The sequence below is a fragment of the Mucilaginibacter auburnensis genome, from assembly GCF_002797815.1.
Taxonomy (GTDB): Bacteria; Bacteroidota; Bacteroidia; order Sphingobacteriales; family Sphingobacteriaceae; genus Mucilaginibacter; species Mucilaginibacter auburnensis.
Genome location: NZ_PGFJ01000001.1, coordinates 2,095,814 through 2,113,006, shown reverse-complemented (window position 1 = coordinate 2,113,006; position 17,193 = coordinate 2,095,814). Strand labels below are relative to the sequence as shown.

General features: G+C 42.1%; 15 protein-coding genes. 10 read left to right on the top strand and 5 right to left on the bottom strand.

Translation table 11 applies throughout. The features are described from left to right. Positions 1–16 precede the first annotated feature (16 nt). Positions 17–2,737: a ThuA domain-containing protein gene (locus CLV57_RS09435; protein ID WP_100341051.1), complete on the bottom strand. Its 2,721-nt coding sequence runs from the start codon at positions 2,735–2,737 to the stop codon at positions 17–19. 146 nt (positions 2,738–2,883) lie between these two features. Here CLV57_RS09435 and CLV57_RS09430 point away from each other — a divergent pair, with 146 nt between their 5' ends. Continuing rightward, positions 2,884–3,669 (top strand): SDR family oxidoreductase, encoded by a 786-nt coding sequence (locus tag CLV57_RS09430; protein WP_100341050.1) that lies wholly within the window; start codon positions 2,884–2,886, stop codon positions 3,667–3,669. A gap of 43 nt (positions 3,670–3,712) precedes the next feature. On the opposite strand, the gene CLV57_RS09425 is transcribed toward CLV57_RS09430, so the two are convergent. Further along, the gene (locus CLV57_RS09425; RefSeq protein ID WP_100341049.1) at positions 3,713–4,372 is read right to left on the bottom strand and encodes a bifunctional 4-hydroxy-2-oxoglutarate aldolase/2-dehydro-3-deoxy-phosphogluconate aldolase; all 660 of its coding nucleotides are present in this window, start codon (positions 4,370–4,372) and stop codon (positions 3,713–3,715) included. Between the two features lie 192 nt (positions 4,373–4,564). Here CLV57_RS09425 and CLV57_RS09420 point away from each other — a divergent pair, with 192 nt between their 5' ends. The 4 genes from CLV57_RS09420 to CLV57_RS09405 all read left to right on the top strand — a co-directional run bounded on the left by CLV57_RS09420 (position 4,565) and on the right by CLV57_RS09405 (position 7,261). After that, positions 4,565–5,578 (top strand): sugar kinase, encoded by a 1,014-nt coding sequence (locus CLV57_RS09420; RefSeq protein ID WP_100341048.1) that lies wholly within the window; start codon positions 4,565–4,567, stop codon positions 5,576–5,578. Between the two features lie 136 nt (positions 5,579–5,714). Beyond that, entirely contained in the window at positions 5,715–6,167 is a 453-nt protein-coding gene (locus CLV57_RS09415) for a YhcH/YjgK/YiaL family protein (protein WP_100341047.1), read from the top strand. Between the two features lie 70 nt (positions 6,168–6,237). Beyond that, positions 6,238–6,741, top strand: coding sequence for a nuclear transport factor 2 family protein (locus tag CLV57_RS09410; RefSeq protein ID WP_100341046.1), 504 nt, complete (start codon positions 6,238–6,240; stop codon positions 6,739–6,741). A gap of 52 nt (positions 6,742–6,793) precedes the next feature. Continuing rightward, on the top strand, positions 6,794–7,261 hold the full coding sequence (locus CLV57_RS09405; protein ID WP_100341045.1) for a hypothetical protein: 468 nt from the start codon (positions 6,794–6,796) through the stop codon (positions 7,259–7,261). Positions 7,262–7,349: 88 nt separating this feature from the next. Here CLV57_RS09405 and CLV57_RS09400 read toward each other — a convergent pair whose 3' ends face one another. Continuing rightward, positions 7,350–8,009 (bottom strand): GDSL-type esterase/lipase family protein, encoded by a 660-nt coding sequence (locus CLV57_RS09400; RefSeq protein ID WP_100341044.1) that lies wholly within the window; start codon positions 8,007–8,009, stop codon positions 7,350–7,352. Between the two features lie 291 nt (positions 8,010–8,300). Here CLV57_RS09400 and mutS point away from each other — a divergent pair, with 291 nt between their 5' ends. The 4 genes from mutS (at position 8,301) to CLV57_RS18690 (ending at position 12,140) form a co-directional block, all read left to right on the top strand. Further along, the gene (gene mutS / locus CLV57_RS09395) at positions 8,301–10,910 is read left to right on the top strand and encodes a DNA mismatch repair protein MutS (protein WP_100341043.1); all 2,610 of its coding nucleotides are present in this window, start codon (positions 8,301–8,303) and stop codon (positions 10,908–10,910) included. Positions 10,911–10,998: 88 nt separating this feature from the next. After that, positions 10,999–11,571 (top strand): C40 family peptidase, encoded by a 573-nt coding sequence (locus tag CLV57_RS09390; RefSeq protein ID WP_100341042.1) that lies wholly within the window; start codon positions 10,999–11,001, stop codon positions 11,569–11,571. After that, a complete protein-coding gene (locus CLV57_RS09385) occupies positions 11,571–12,002 on the top strand; it encodes a DinB family protein (RefSeq protein ID WP_100341041.1) in 432 nt (143 codons plus the stop codon). Before CLV57_RS09390 ends, CLV57_RS09385 begins: the two co-directional genes overlap by 1 nt. A gap of 15 nt (positions 12,003–12,017) precedes the next feature. Beyond that, entirely contained in the window at positions 12,018–12,140 is a 123-nt protein-coding gene (locus CLV57_RS18690) for a hypothetical protein (protein WP_262497419.1), read from the top strand. Here CLV57_RS18690 and CLV57_RS09380 read toward each other — a convergent pair whose 3' ends face one another. Together CLV57_RS09380 and CLV57_RS09375 are read right to left on the bottom strand one after the other, a co-directional pair. Beyond that, entirely contained in the window at positions 12,141–14,054 is a 1,914-nt protein-coding gene (locus tag CLV57_RS09380; protein ID WP_100341040.1) for a DUF3857 domain-containing protein, read from the bottom strand. Next, positions 14,051–16,027, bottom strand: coding sequence for a DUF3857 domain-containing protein (locus CLV57_RS09375; RefSeq protein ID WP_100341039.1), 1,977 nt, complete (start codon positions 16,025–16,027; stop codon positions 14,051–14,053). Before CLV57_RS09375 ends, CLV57_RS09380 begins: the two co-directional genes overlap by 4 nt. 128 nt (positions 16,028–16,155) lie before the next feature. On the opposite strand from CLV57_RS09375, the gene CLV57_RS09370 reads away from it, so the two are divergent. Then, complete coding sequence (locus CLV57_RS09370; protein WP_100341038.1) at positions 16,156–17,172, top strand: 3'-5' exonuclease; 1,017 nt, start codon at positions 16,156–16,158, stop codon at positions 17,170–17,172. Positions 17,173–17,193 lie beyond the last annotated feature (21 nt).

The window sequence follows — 17,193 nt, the reverse complement described above, 5'->3', positions numbered from 1 at the left end:
GCCTTATTGTTTCAGCTTATTTTTTGGCAGGTGCCAAACTGAACACCCAATTCACTATTTGTTTAGCCTGTTCGGGCTTAAGTGCCGAGTGGGCAGGCATAATAACATCGCCCCAAACACCGCCGCCTCCGTTAATAATTTTTTGAGATAGCTTGGTTGTGTTGGTTGCATTGTGTTCATATTTCTTAGCAACTTCAACAAAAGCAGGGCCTATTGATTTCTCATCAACCTTATGGCATGAAGGACAATCCAAACTCATCATTAAAACACGGCCCGGATCATTTGCCTTAGCAGCATTCGCAGCAGCTACCGAAGCCTGACTTGCGCCGGCAACCAACGCAACAGTTTTGCTTTTGCCGGTACCTTTTGCATCGCTTGCTGTTACTGATGCTGTAAAGTTACCTTTGGCTGTATAGGTGTAAGTTAAAGTCGGCGTTGTTGTTACCTTTTTAACACCGTTGCCTAAGTTCCAGTTGTAACGTACAATCTTATCGTTTTCGGCATCTGTAGCTTTAGCCGTTAGCGTTACTGTAAACGGTGTAACTCCAGCAGTTTTATTGGCAGCAACTGACGTAACCTGAGGTGGAAGATTACCTTCACTGTAGTCTATTCTTGATAAAGCGGCATCGGGGTTTTTCGCAAACCATCCATTACCATACTCTAACACATATAATTTACCGTCCGGTCCTACTTCCATATCAACTGGCGAGTTAAATTTAGTGTTCTCCATAAATGGTTCCATGTTATCATAATCACCTTCAGGAGTTAATGTTACAGCTTTGATCCAACCTCTTATCCACTCGTAAATCAATAACTTACCGTTATAATAAGCCGGTAAGCCTGGCGTTTTGTACATATCGCCATGATAAACCGGGCCAGCCATAGCTGTACGGCCGCCTGTACCTACCTGAGGAAAATCAGGAGAAGCATCATACGGATACCAGATAAAAGCAGGTTGCCCTGGCGGCAGCTCTTTTAAACCTGTATTGTTACGCGAGTTATTAACCGGTTTAAGCGGATCAAACGCAGCGCCCGATGTGCCTGTAGCATAATTGTATTCGTGGTATGCCAAATTTGGACCTATTAAGTAAGGCCAGCCAAAATTGCCTGCTTTACGTGCCTGGTTCACCTCATCATAACCTTTAGGACCACGGGTTGCCATACTATCGGCACGGGCATCGGGACCAACCTCACCCCAATATAAGTATTGAGTTTTAGGGTCGATAGTGATGCGGTAAGGGTTACGGTTACCCATTACATAAATTTCAGGACGGGTACCTGCGGTGCCTTTGGCAAAAAGATTGCCTTCAGGTATTTCGTAAGTCCCGTCTGGTTTAATTTTTATACGTAATATCTTACCGCGAAGGTCATTTGAGTTACCGGCAGCACGGCGGTCATCATTAGTTTCAAAACCCGGACGATCATCCAGCGGTGCAAACGAGTTGGTGTTAGGCGCACCTTTTGGGACATTTTCCTCATCAAATGGCGACGTATTGTCGCCGGTTGAAAGGAAAAGTTCGTGGTCTTTACCAAACGCTATTGAACCACCTGTGTGGCAGCAGGTTTCGCGATCAGTTTTAACTTCTAAAATGCGTTTCTCGCTTTTAAGGTCAAACACATCGTTTTTAAAAGTAAAACGCGATAAGTAATTTACCGGCTTATTGTCCGGACTTGCAGGACTGTAATAAACGTAAACATAGTTATTGGTTTTGTAATCAGGATCGGCCTGAATGCCCAGCAAACCATCTTCAATTGGATGGGTAGCTTTTTTGAGCTCTTTAAAATATACATCCAGTTTGGCTACCTGTTTTAAAGTTTTGGTGGCCTGTGTATATTTTAATATCTCTCCCCTACGCTGAACGATCAGTATATCCAGATTAGGCAATATGGTCATTTCTGTAGGCTCGGTGAATTTACCAACTGCAAGCACACTTTTAGTAAAGCGGTTTTCATCAGGAGCGTGCTGCGCTTTTGCCTTGCTATAATTAAGCGCCGGGTGATCCATAGCGTATTTTATACCGCCTAAAATATGCTTAACCACCAGATCTTCACTGTATGATTCTTTGGTGTGACCCAAACCGGTATAGAATACTTTACCACCATCAAAGTCATGGTACCAGGCTATAGGGTGGTTAGGCCCCATTTTAAACCTGTCGGGATTGCCGCGATAAGTAAGGCTTGACTCCTCCAGGTTGATCAGCACCTTAACACTCTTGTTAAAATTCTTAAAATGATACCACTCATCAGTGCGTTTCCATTCAGTTGGTAACATGCTGGTTGAGGGGTGGTTCTTGTCAACAACCGTCATGGTAGCCGGTTGCGGCGTTGGGTGGTAAGCAAAGTACCCGCCTATCATTCTCCCGTACCATTTCCAGTCGTACAAGGCATCAGCGGCGGCATGAATACCTACAAAACCACCTCCGGCTTGCAGGTATCTTTGCAGATCTACACGTTGGTAAGGCGTAAGTAAGTCACCCGTTGTGCTTACAAAAATTACCGCGTCATAACGTTTTAAGTTATTTTCGGCAATCTTAGTAGCATCAGATGTGGTATCTACGCCAAAATTGTTCTCCTTCCCCATTTTCATAATGGCCTGTGCTGCTGCCGGTCGCGAATCATGAGGAAAAGCAGCTACCTTGGTAAAAACCAGCACACGTTTTTGTGCGGAGGCTGTAAATGCTGCACACAGCATACAGACCAGCGTGGCCCTGGCCACGCCAAAAAAGTTAATTCTCATACGTTTATTTCAGATATAATTCGGGTTGCAGCAAACAAATGCCGGAAGCAAATATAAACTTTCCAACATCTTTTTTACAAAGCAATACTACTAACTCAAGTATTAGTAAAAAGTTTACATCAAATTAAAAGTGGCATATTTGCACTATGATAATTAGCATTTTAGGCTGTGGTTGGTACGGTAAAGCGTTGGGCATAGCACTTTTAAACAGTAGCTATGATGTAAAAGGATCAACTACAAGCGCAGATAAAATTGATATTTTACGAGCTGAAGGGATAAAGCCTTACCTGATAGATCTGTCGCACGAAAAACAAGTTATTGACAATGATTTTTTTGCCTGCGATGTTTTATGGATATGCATTCCGCCAAGAGCAAGGGCAGGCAAAGGCGCCGAATATTTATTGCAGATCAATCAGCTTATCCCACTCATAAAACAAAATCAAATTAAACATGTAGTATTGATCAGCTCGACTGGTGTTTATGGCGATAATAACGCTACTGTAAACGAGTTAAATCATCCTGAACCTGACAGCGAAGCAGGTAAAATTTTGCTTGAGGCCGAACAGTTATTATCGGCGGAGACCGCATTTACAACAACCATCATCCGCTTTGGCGGTTTATTTGGCCCCGGTCGTGACCCGGGCAGATTTTTTGCCGGAAAGACAGACATTCCTAACGGCGATGCACCTGTTAACATGATCGACTTAACAGATTGCATTGGTGTAAGCTTATCATTGTTAGAAAAGAAAGCTTTTGGTAATATATTTAATGCAGTGAGTCCGCAGCACCCTACCCGCGCAGAATTTTATACGCAAGCTGCAAAAAGATCGGGCCTTGCGATGCCTCAGTTTATAGCAGAAAAGAAAAACTGGAAGATTGTTGAAAGTGTAAACGTGCCGACGCTGTTGCAGTACGCCTTCAGATGGATATAAGGGTTTAGTGGTCGGCTATCCAACCACTAAACCCATTTTAAATTTATCTGCTTGCGTTAACAATATTGATAGCCTCAATAGTAGCCTTTGTTAGTTCGGCATACTTTTTATCTTCCATCACTTCTTTGCTAACCAACTGGCTGCCCATACCTACGGCGCATACACCTGCTTTGAACCAGCCGCCAATGCTTGTTTTATTTAGCTCCACACCACCTGTCGGCATAAATAACAAATCAGGAAACAAAACTTTAACAGCATTTAAAAATGACGGACCTAATATATTGCCCGGAAACAATTTTACCAGCTTAGCGCCCATGTTTTCGGCTTTTATTATTTCCGAAGGCGTCATAGCGCCGGGCACCCACAGCAAACCGTTTTTATCAGACACTTCCACAACTTCCTCTACCAGTCCAGGGCTTATAATGTAATCAGCTCCGGCATCAGCAAAAGCCTGTGCCGCCCCGGCCGTTTTTATTGTACCTACGCCTAAGTACATGCCGCCCAGCTCCTTATCGCAAACCTCGCGCAGTTTAGCAAAGTTTCTTAAAGCGGCCTCGCCCCTGTTAGTATACTCAATGGTTTTTACACCCGCGGCATAAAGTGCACGTAAAACATTCACGCTCACTTCTTCATCCTGATGGAAATATAAAGGTAAAATACCTTGCTCCTGTATCAGGTTCAATATGGTGGTTTTCTTCTCCATAATTAGTTAAATTGATAATGTAAAATTAGCAAAAGATTACGTCGATACCTGCATAACGGCACATAAATGACAATTATCATTTACGCAAACGTTGGCGAAATTTTTAAAAAATGGAACTCCGTTTTTTGGCTTTAAAATGTAGCTTTGGCAAGCTTATCAATTACATTCTAAACAAAAAATACTCAATACCTGATGTCGAAAAAAGTGGTTACGCTTGGGGAGATCATGATGCGTTTGTCAACTCCTGATTATAAACGATTTGTACAGGCCGAAAGCTTAGATATTACCTACGGCGGCGGCGAGGCCAACGTATCCGCGGCGCTTTGCAATTATGGTTTGGAGAGCTCATTTGTATCAAAAGTACCCGATAATCCACTTGGCCAGGCTGCTATTAACCACTTACGCAGGTTTGGCGTTGACACACAGTTTGTTGCGCGTGGCGGTAACCGTTTGGGCCTTTATTTTTTAGAACCCGGTGCATCTATGCGTGCATCACAAGTAGTGTACGACCGTGCGGGCTCTTCAATTACCGAGGCTGAAGTAGATGAATTTGACTTCGACAAAATTTTTGAAGGGGCCGATTGGTTCCATACCAGCGGCATTACTCCTGCTATTAGTGACAAAGGCCTTGCGTTAACCGAAGCAGCGCTTAAAGCTGCAAAAGCCAAAGGCATAACCATCAGCATTGACGTTAATTACCGCAAAAAACTTTGGAGCTCGGAAAAAGCGCAGGAAGTAATGACCCGCCTGTGTGAGAACGCTGATGTTTGCATTGGCGCTGAAACCACTTTAGGCTTTAAGAGCGTTGAAAACAAGTATATTGACGGCAAGCGCGACCTGAGCGAATATCAAACCGCGTTTGAACAAATGACCGAGAAATTCGGCTTTAAATATATTGCCACTAATTTACGGGAGAGTCACAGCGCGTCTGACAATAGTTTTAGCGTGCTGGTATACGGCGAGAACAGAATGTATCAAACTAAGGAATATGATATCCGTATTGTTGACCGGGTAGGTACAGGCGACTCGTTTGCCAGCGGTTTTATTTACGGCCTGATAACCGGCATGTCTATGGATGATGCTGCCGAATTTGGCGCGGCAGCGGCAGCTTTAAAGCACACCATTCCCGGTGATCTGAACCACGCTACGGTAGCCGAAATAAAAACGCTTGTTGACGGCGATGGATCGGGCAAAGTGCAGCGGTAGGTTTTTAAGCCCATGGTCCATAGTCGATAGTCCATGTTCCATAGCCCGCAGTTTGTGAGTAGTATAATAACAAAGTCAACACAATTAATAACCATCATCTATGGTCTATTGACCATCGACTATCGACAAAAAAACAATGATAATAGACACCTTAAATAACGCCACCACATACCAAAGCCTGCATCCCGGCTTTAAAACCGCTTTTGATTACTTAAGGGCAACAGATTTAAACTCACTTGAAACCGGCATTATTGAGGTTGCCGAGGGTGTAAAAATTATTGTTGCTGAAGGCGAGGCGCGCAGCGCCGAAGCTGCGCTTAAAACATTTGAGTGCCACAACAAAAACATTGATATTCAACTATTGATAGGCGGCGTTGAAACAATGGGCTGGAAACCGCGCAAGGATTGCAGCAATGTACAGGGCGACGGTTACAGCGACGAGAACGACATATTGTTTTTTGAAGAAGAGGCCGACACCTTTTTTACCCTGCACCCAATGCAATTTGTTATTTTTTATCCGGAAGATGTACATGCGCCAATGATTGGTGAAGGCCTGATCAAAAAACTGGTTGTTAAAGTGGCTATCTAATCTCGGTTCACAACCGCACTTGTTTACATAGACCTGTTTAACTACATTTACCTGAACCAAAATTAGATCTATGAAGGAATTTGCCAACTTACTGCTGGCTGTATGTGCATTTGCAGTTGCCGCTTGTAATCAACCTGTTAAAGAAGGATCATCCGCCGCGGCTGTAGATACAACCGCTGAGAGAGTTGTTATTGAAAAACAGGTAAGCGACCTAACCGCTGCCCTGCTATCGGGTAGTCGCGACTCATTAAATAATCTTACATCAGATAATTTAAGTTATGGTCACTCCAACGGCGATATGCAGACCAAAAGCGGCTTTGTTGACTCATTGGCAACGGGCAACTGGGGATTTAATCAAATTAACATTGCCGACCAACAAGTTGTAAACATTGATGGCAATACAGCTATTGTTCGCCAAAAGCTATATGGCGAGGCTCAGAATAAAGGCAAAGACCCGGCAAAGCTTGCGCTGGGTGTTTTAATGGTTTGGAAAAAAGAAGGCGATAAATGGCTGCTGTATGCAAGGCAGGCGTTTAAGCTGCTGTCGCCAAATGATGTGCCGTCGGTGAAATAGTATCAGAATTTAAACCTGCTATAATAAACTCTCTTTTCAAGCAAATTTTATAATGGTACAAGACATTGCTAACTTCCAATTTCATTTGCAGTGTCCCACAGTTAACGGGGTTATTTTTCCTGATGGAAAGATTCAATTATTTGATATAACGGTAAATTATTGTACCCCTATCAATTATAAGATTTCAAAAGACACAGAAACTTCCATTAATTCGCTTAACGAGCAAGGTGAATTAAACTGGAATTCATGCACGGCTTTGGTGAGCATTACTAATGAGAACAATTCCTTTAAAGTTACAGCCGGAGAAGGAAATTGGGGTGATGATGGTTTTGTTAGTGTAATTGATTTAACTACCAATAGAATATTGTGGATAGCTTTTTTTACATGCTCTACCCCCTTTTACCAAGTAAAAATAGTTGACGGCCAAGTTTATGCTAAAAGCACGCTTGACTATATCTGGAAATTTGATGTGCAAAATCCTGTTAATTTTTCAGTTGACCATTTACATTCAAGCTTGTAGTCTAACAATTAGCATCTCCCTGCCGTTGGTAATGGGCCCCTCAGGGTATCCCGAAAGGGACCCCTGAGGAACTCATTACCAACCAAATTCAAGGCTTTAGCAGATAACGTTTTAAGGCCTTCTCCCAAATTGCGTAGCCCTCGGGTTTCATGTGTAAGCGATCTTCTATAAACAGTTCGGGGCGCAACTTACCATCTTTTAACATAAGGTTATAAACATCAACAAACACTACATTTTTCTCCTTATTCAAAAACGCCTGTATTTTTTGGTTCGCCTCAATTGTTTTATCCAGATACTTTTCACGGCTTGGGCTCGGCTTAAGCGAAATGTAAACAATCGGAACATCCGGCAGCTTTTCTCTTATCAAGGTGTACAGCTTAACGGTTTTATTTACTATTGAATCTGCCGTATTTTTCGCAATAGGTATATCGTTCTCTCCAACATATATTACTACCTGCCTCGGCTTATAAGCAAAAACCATATCGTCAAGGTAATATATAGCATCGTCAATTACCTCTCCCCCTACTCCCCGGTTCAATACATTGTATTTTCCAAATGCCTGTTGTAAACCCGTCCATCTGCGTATAGATGAACTTCCCATAAAAACAATTGGATGCTCTGCAGGCGCGTATATTTTATCGTATGCTTTTATTGTTTGCACGTCATCCCAAAAGGCATGTTTGGTTTGAGCCAGCAACGCGTCAACAGAAAGACAGATCAGGCTGCAAAGGATAATAATTTTTTTCATTACAACTGAATAAAAGGTTTACATAAGTAATTATAACTATTTATTGTCAATAAAATTTTAAAAAATCGGTTCACTCGTTTCATTTTCGTTTCACTTATTTTTATTAAAAAATTAACTATCAGCAACTTATAAAAAATGTCGTTTCAAGTCGTCTCACATACGCAGTGAGACGATGAGACGAAACCGCAATCTTGACCGCCTGCAATCCACATTTATGTAACTTTTCAACAATGCCGCTAAAGCAAAGGCAATGCATTAACTTTACGGGTTCAGTAAAAAAGGAGTAACCGCTTGGCTAAAGACGCTACCAAAGAAACGCCCTTAATGCAGCAGTATAATGCCATTAAGATCAAATATCCCGGCGCATTGCTGTTGTTTCGCGTAGGCGACTTCTACGAAACCTTTGGCGAAGATGCCATTAAGGCCTCGGGTATATTGGGCATTACCCTCACCCGTAGGGCAAACGGCTCGGCTTCGCATATTGAGCTGGCAGGCTTTCCTCACCACTCATTAGACACGTATCTGCCTAAGTTGGTACGTGCCGGTCAGCGGGTAGCCATCTGCGACCAGTTAGAAGACCCAAAAGCAACTAAAAGTATTGTAAAACGCGGCGTTACCGAGTTGGTAACACCTGGCGTATCCACTAATGATAATATACTTCAGCAAAAAAGCAATAACTACCTGGCTTCCTTATACTTTGAGAAGAACAGCATAGGCGTTGCATTTATTGATATATCTACCGGCGAGTTCCTCACCGCGCAAGGCAACAGCGACTATATTGACAAGTTGCTGCAAGGCTTTAGTCCGAGTGAGGTGATCTTCCCTAAAACCCGTCAGGCCGAATTCAAGGAAAACTACGGCGACCGCTACTACACCTACATGCTTGACGAGTGGCCCTACAGCGGTGACTATGCCTACGAGACCATGCTTAAACACTTTGGTGTAAAATCGCTTAAAGGGTATGGTATTGAAAAACTTAACCTGGGCATTGTTGCAGCTGGCGTAGCCTTACACTATCTCAATGAGACGGAACACCGTAACCTGCAGCATATATCGTCGATCAGTCGTATTGAGGAAGACCGCTATTTATGGTTGGACAGGTTCAGTGTACGTAACCTGGAGTTGATAGGCTCCAACAGCGAAAATGCCCGCACGCTGGTTGACGTATTGGATAATACCTGCTCACCTATGGGCGCCAGACTGCTGCGCCGTTGGATAGTAATGCCGTTAAAGGAACTGAAACCTATCAATGATCGCCTTGGCGTAGTTGAATACCTGATAAGCAACGAAGAAGTACGCGAAACCCTCCAACAGCACATCAGGCAGATCGGTGACCTGGAGCGGCTAATATCAAAGATTGGTCTGCAAAAAGCCAACCCACGCGAGGTATGCCAGCTTAAGAAAGCGCTTACTGCCATATCCGACATTAAAAAGATGTGCGAGGGATCAGAGAGCTTGCCGCTGAGGTCTATTGGTGAGCAGCTTAACCCCTGCGGCCTCATCTGTGAGCGCATTAATCGAGAATTGCACCCCGAGCCTCCGGTAATGCTGGTAAAAGGCTCGGTAATGAATGATGGCATTGATGAGGAATTGGACAGGCTGCGCAAAATAGCCTTTGGTGGCAAAGGATACCTGTTGGAGATACAGAAACGGGAAGCGGAACTAACAGGGATCCCCTCTTTGAAAGTATCATTCAATAACGTTTTTGGGTACTATTTAGAAGTAACCCATGTCCATCGCGATAAGGTGCCCTCCGAGTGGATACGCAAGCAAACGCTGGTAAACGCCGAGCGCTATGTAACCCCTGAGCTAAAGGAATACGAGGAGCAGATATTAGGTGCAGAAGAGAAAATACTCGCGCTTGAAACTCGTCTTTATAACGAATTGCTCTATGCCGTTGCCGAGTTTATTAAACCGGTACAGCTCAACGCTCAACTAATAGCACACCTGGATGTGTTGTTAAACTTTGCCGACATCTCCATCAAAAACTACTACGTAAAACCGCAGCTGAACGACAGCCGCGTTATAGATATTAAAGGCGGCCGCCACCCGGTTATTGAGAAAACCCTACCGGTTGGTGAAGACTACATAACCAATGATGTTTTCCTGGATTCGGAAAGCCAGCAGATCATTATCATAACAGGTCCGAATATGGCGGGTAAATCGGCATTGTTACGCCAAACCGGGCTAATTGTATTGATGGCCCAGATGGGTTGCTTTGTTCCGGCAAAGTCGGCTACGCTGGGTATTATAGATAAGATATTTACCCGCGTGGGTGCGTCAGACAATCTATCGTCAGGCGAGTCAACGTTCATGGTAGAGATGAACGAAACGGCAAGCATCCTCAACAACATCTCCGACAGAAGTTTGATACTACTGGATGAGATCGGTCGGGGTACATCTACGTATGATGGTATATCCATAGCCTGGTCAATAGCTGAGTTTTTGCACAATCATCCATCAGCAAAAGCTAAAACACTTTTTGCTACCCACTACCACGAGTTAAATGAACTGAGCAACAGCTTTAACCGCGTTAAAAATTACAATGTGAGTGTGAAGGAAGTTGGCAACCAGATCATCTTTTTGCGCAAGCTGGTACCCGGCGGCAGTGAGCACAGTTTCGGTATACATGTAGCCAAACTGGCTGGGATGCCGCCAAAAGTATTGAGTCGTGCTAATGAGATATTGAAAAAACTGGAGAACGAGCGCACCGGCGGCGAACATATAAAAGAAAGCATACGCAAGGTGCAAAAGCAAGCTGTACAAATGCAAATGTTCAGTATTGACGACCCGGTACTGGTTAAAATACGCGACACTCTTAATAACCTCGATGTTAATACCCTTACCCCTGTTGAGGCTTTGATGAAACTTGACGAAATACAGCGTTTAATAAAAAGCTGATTGGATTTAAGTGTCACGGTTTTACGGGATGTTAATATGTTAAAAATATCGACATCCTTGCTTTATATTTAGGCACTACATTTATGGCATGAAGTTGCGCATCTACATTAAATACGTCCTGATACTATTTTTTGGCATTCTTGTCTTGTCTTCCTGCCACACCAGCAAAGTAGCCATGAAAGGGAAACCTGGCCAAATTGTGGAACCTCAGGCTGATGTTGCCGAGAAATATGCTGCTGTGATGGGTGTCAAAAACCGAGACATTCAAAATGGCAGGCTTTACGCTTTTATTGAACAATGGGCCGGTACACCTTATAAATTTGGCGGCCAAGATAAAGATGGTATAGATTGCTCGGGGCTTACTCAACTTTTGCAGCAGGAGGTTTATGGCATTAAAGTGCCACGCATGACATCTCAACAGGTAACCATCATTAAACGAAAATACGAGGAAGAACTGAAAGAAGGCGACCTGGTTTTCTTTGACTTTGATGGTAAGCAATTCAGCCATGTTGGCGTTTATCTGCAAAACGGATATTTCGTACATGCAAGCACCCGCAAAGGTGTTATGGTAGCCAGACTGCGCGATAACGGCATTTATAAATTCTTTTCCCGGGCGGGTTCTATTAACATAGATCAGGCTATTACATCTTTACCCAATTGATGATTGATATAGCAAATCGCTTATGTGAAGCGGTAGAAGAATTTATTAAGTTACACTCCAAGGAAGTAAACTGGAAACACAGGTCAGCACCAGGAAAATGGTCGGCTATTGAAATCATAGGCCATTTAACAGATAGTGCGGTTGTTAATTTACATCGTTTTGTTCGTTGTAACTATGATGATGACTTCACCCTAAATTACCTGCAAAACGATTGGGTTAAAGCACAGCACTATCATGAGGCAGACATTGATGAATTGCTCTCTTTATGGCAACTTCTTAACCACCGGATAATAATTGTATGGCGCAAATTTCCTGTAGAAAGACTTCAAGCTAAATGCAATGGACAGACAGTTGAAAATTTAGGAAAAGACTATCTGGCCCACCTTCGTCATCATCTTAATCAGATTGTGCATTTAAAAGCTGGCAATTAGTACCTTTGCGTTGTTATGAGTAAGCAAAAAGAAGACTATTCTTTCTGGACAAAATATAAGCGCTTCGCTGTAAATGAGATAATGCTTTATGTAATTATGATAGTTGGCATTGCGCTGGGTATCTGGATATTCAGCTGATCATTTTTTGCTGAGCACGGCGCTGTAAGCATCTGCATCTGCAACCCTGCGATAAAAGTCAACAAAGTCATTATATAGTGCTTTATCGTAAGTCCCGGCTAAAAGCGTAATTTTTCTATGATACACTAATTGCTGTCCTTTAAGTTCCATTGTAGCATTATAACTACCAAAAGGCCTGGTTATAGAAACATTCAAAGGCATTTTCTCGCTACGATAATTATCAGCAGGCAATGTGTAAACTATTTCATCCTCATCTGCATACCCATCATTAATATATAAATTTGTTAACCGTGTGCGCAGCTCAGCCGGCGCCCTCCCGGTACGATTAATAGCATTGATCAAAAAAATCAGCTTATCCTCAACAGTTGAAGCATAAGACGGTGCAGAAAAGCTCAATACCTCTTTAGTAAGTGGCTTATCTGTTTTACTTTGTGTTAAACCATATTTATTTACAGCGAGGTTATTAATTGCATAAATGCGCGGCACAAGTTTAAGACGCTCGGTCTCTGATTTTTCCATCAGTTCTTCCCTGTTCTCATATTGCGTTCCGCTGAATGAGGTTTCAATACTGCCCGACAGTTCTCCCTCCCCTTCTATCTTGAATGCGGCTGTACGAACCTGCAAATTAGCTATGCTGTTATATTTAGGAGTATGCAACAACTTTCCTCCTTGCGGAGTACATGCCAACACATTCCTGTCGTCAGTGAAGTTACTCAAAAAACCGAATGGGATTTTCTGACTGGTGCACTCCAGCCAGGTTGTATCATTAGCAAACGGGATACACAAAATAACGTGATTGGCTTGGCCCATGCTGGCAAAGTCAGGTAATAAGCTTGTTTTATAACTATATCCGGCAGCTACAGCACAATACCATGATTCTATATCGGCAACCTTTAAAAGTGCCTGCATGTAATTAACAAGCGCTTTACAATCACCATAGTTTAGCCTATCAACATCGGATGCCAGCATTGGCTGATAACCTCCAATGCCAATTTGAATACTAACGTAATGCGTTTTCCTCTGCATGTAATCATAGATCCTTCTCGCTTTTTCTTTTGGATCAGTTACTCCGGCAATTAGTGTTTTTACAGCGCCAATAGTTTCAGGAGATAAATTCTGCCTGCCATTAATAAGTTTATCGTAATTCCATTTCCCTAAATCGCTCCAGTTAGCGTAAGTGCCACTTATCCCACCATAAGAAAACTTCTCCAAGGCAATTTTTACGCCTGGCCGGTAAAGGTCCGGATCAGGGCTGTAGGGTTCACTACGCATAGCCTTTATGTTTGATGCCTTCCAGTTATATACTTTAGCGCCACCCTCACCGCTTGTGATTGTAACAGCATCTGTTAAATTGCTCTCCTTGTACGTTATTTTAAAATCAGACCTGGCAATAACAGTAAATGAACTTTTTTGTACAGCCACGCCAGTGGATTGAACAGGCTGCCAGTCGTGTAAATTGAGCGACTGTTTGGAGCGTACCTCATATTCATAACTTATTGTGTATGGATAAGCAACAGCTTGAGGCTGATAATATTTGATGCGCGAATCTTCAAACAATGAATAGTTAGATACAGCACTGCGGTCCTGAAAATTGCCTGTAGAGAACTTACTTATTTGCTTTCCAAATTCATCATATACAACACCGCGTATGTCTTTAATGGAATTAGCCTTGTCATGAAAAATTGTTATTTCAGCCTCATCATCTCCATTATTGTTCAATATTGTAATGGTGCGTCTCACATTATAAATTACGTTATCAACCGCTTTAATATCTGTTGTAACAATTTCTTCTCTAACCACAGCGCTGGCGTAAGGCAGCATCTCCTTGGGTATAGTCGATGCTGTGTAGACGTCCTGCCCATAAGTAGTAAGAAAGAAAAAGCAAAAAACGCTCAGTAGAAAAAAACGCCTCATATTTTCTTTTTGAATATCATTTCGCTTTTTTCAGACAGGATGATCTTATTATATAACTCTTTTAGGTAGGGGTACTCTTGAGGCATATAAATTGATTTTCTGAACTGTGTTACGTGCGACAAAGAAAATGTGTTGTCAACTGCCGAGTACACAACAGCAAACAATCCTCCCTGATTAGGCAACGCTACTGTGGTATTTTGAGGCGGGTTTTCTATTGTATATCCATCAGGCAACTTTACATTTAATATAAATCTCTCGTCTGACGGCATTCCCCAGTCAACCGGGTAACTACGCTCATTGAGTTTGAAAGGGTTGGTGGTAATTTGTCCGAATATAAACGGATTAAAGCTCAACTTTTCATGGTTCATGCTTTCATAGGCGTCAATCTCTACTTCGTATACTTCGCTTATTGTTGCATCAAGCGTGTCTACCCCACTGACAGTGAAATTTTTGATCTTTATTTTAGGGAGCTTCTCATCCATATTCTCTACATACTCATCAACAGAGTTAAATTTTTTTATAGCCTGTCTTTTTTGATAGCCTGAATATCCTTTTGAGTAGAACGTTATTTTACCTTTGAGCTTACCGTCTGTATTAAGAGCCAGATCAAGCACGCGTGTAATGCTTTGCGAATTTGGTGTTTTTATATCGATCCAGTACGACGGCTTATCAAGACTCATTACCCTACCCTGGTCGTTTAAACAACGCATAGGTAACATCCCGAACGCTAATAACGGATCTGTAGCATCCAGCAAATAACTTTTGCCGTCAATATTAGCTTTAGCCAATACGTAGTTAAATTCTGTAATAACCGGATATAGCTTATTAACTTCGCCGTGGCTACGGGTAGAGATCAACACGGCTTCCACATTTATATTGGCTGAGGCCAGCGCGGCAACCAATGCCAGGTTAATATCTCCGGATGTGCCGGTGTGGGCGTCAAATGCTTTCCGTACACTTTCGCTACCAAAACCTATAAAATCGTTCCACTTCATATTTTTTTGTATGAAGGCATAAACAGCTTTTGCCCTACCCAATTCATCTGGTTGCCCTGCAATTATAGCGGCTATTTTATCTTTGAAAATGTCTTTCTTTTTTATCTGCAGCCCAAAATATTCATCTCTCTTAAGTTGGTTATCAACATCCTTCCATTCTTTAGCTAATCTTGTTTTCACGCCATCATACGGATTTGAATACTCATAGAGCTCAAAATAAATTGCGGATATGAAATTTTTTGGCGCCGTCATGTAGTCCTCCTCTATAAAAGCAGGGATGTCTTTCATACCGTAAACAAAATGGGCACAATCAGCCTTTGATCCACGTACCGAAAAACACTCTCTATCTATAGATGATTGATTAGTTGTTAGTTCTAAGTAACCACGCTTTAAAGCGTTAAATTGCCAGAACCCCGGTATATGTGCTTCATATTGTGATTTCACTTTCGGTATATCACTTTGAAATTGCCAATCATGAAAGTCTTCAAAATATGGTGTTGTTACCGTGTATCTGTACTCTATTATACTGCCGGCAACCAAAGCCGGCATTGCAAATCTTACAGCTTTATACGTTTTATTGAGGTCAACAGTAAAAATTTGTGCTTTTTTTAATTCCTGCGTTTTTACAGCACCAGAAGCATCAGTTGATATAGTTATCCCTTCAATGTCATCAACCTCCTCCCACACCTGCTTTCCAATATAAAGTGGTATTTCAACCGTACCGTGCTTTAAACCCTCATTATCGAATATTTTTATTCTTACATGGTATTTATAAACCAGCCTTATATCATCATTGCTGGTCATGGTTATGCGGGCATCGCCAAATTCATTCAACACCACTGCATGTGCCGAGGTGTCTTTGGCGTATTTTTTCATATTAAACTCGTCCTGGTTGGAATTGCCAAATTGAAAATCCTGAGCGTTAAGCGCTAATGAACTGATTAGAAACAGGATAAATGTAAAGAGAGCAGACTTCATTAATACTACAATTGTGATACTTGTTTTAAGCGGGATGAATATAGCTCATTTAGCATAAATAATACACTTGCGTGAGGCATTTTTGAGGATTTTTCGTGACTTTTGCATAATTACTACCAAAGAAAAATATGAAATTAAACCTTATACGCCCACTTGCCTTTTTTGACCTTGAAGCTACGGGTATAAATATTGGTGCCGACCGGATAGTTGAAATATCGGTTATAAAACTATACCCAGACGGATCAGAAGAAGCTAAAATCTGGCGCGTTAATCCGGGTATACCAATGCCGTTAGAGGCATCGCTTATTCATGGTATTTATGATGAGCATATTAAAGATGAACCTTTTTTTGAAGCGTTAGCTGTCGACATAAGCGAGTTTATTGGCGATAGCGACCTTGCAGGTTATAACTCTAACAAGTTTGATATACCCATGCTAATGGAAGAGTTTTTACGCTGTGGTGTTGCCTTTGACCTTGATAACAGGCATTTTATTGATGTGCAAAACATTTTCCATCAAATGGAGCAACGCACCTTAAAGGCCGCGTATAAGTTTTATTGCGAAAAAGAAATTATCAACGCCCACTCTGCCGAGGCTGATACACGCGCTACTATGGAAGTTTTACTTGCGCAGTTAGAACGCTACGCCAATGTAGAATGGGAAGATAAAAAAGGCAATAAAAGTGTTCCGGTTGTTAATGATGTAGCCGCGCTACATAAATTTACCAACCTGCATCGCCCGGTTGATTTTGCAGGACGTTTAGCTTATAACGATGCCGGCGAAGAGGTTTTTAACTTCGGCAAACATAAAGGCAAAAAGGTAGAAGACATTTTTAATATTGAACCAAGTTACTATTCATGGATGATGCAGGGCGATTTCCCGCTTTACACCAAACGTAAACTGGAAGAAATTTATGCCCGCATGAATGCTAAGAAACAGGCGGAACGCCAGCAAAAACATATTCAGCCCAAACCGGCACAAACAACGCCTAACGGTAACGTGCATCAAAATACGGGTCAAGCTTTTAAAAAACCAGACAATCAGCATACTAACTACAATCAACCTTACAAGAAAAAGGATGAGCCGGCCAAGCCCGTTGATGATGATATGTTAAAGTTGCTGGCTAACAAATTTAAAAAGGGTTAAGAGCCATAAGTTATGTGGTAT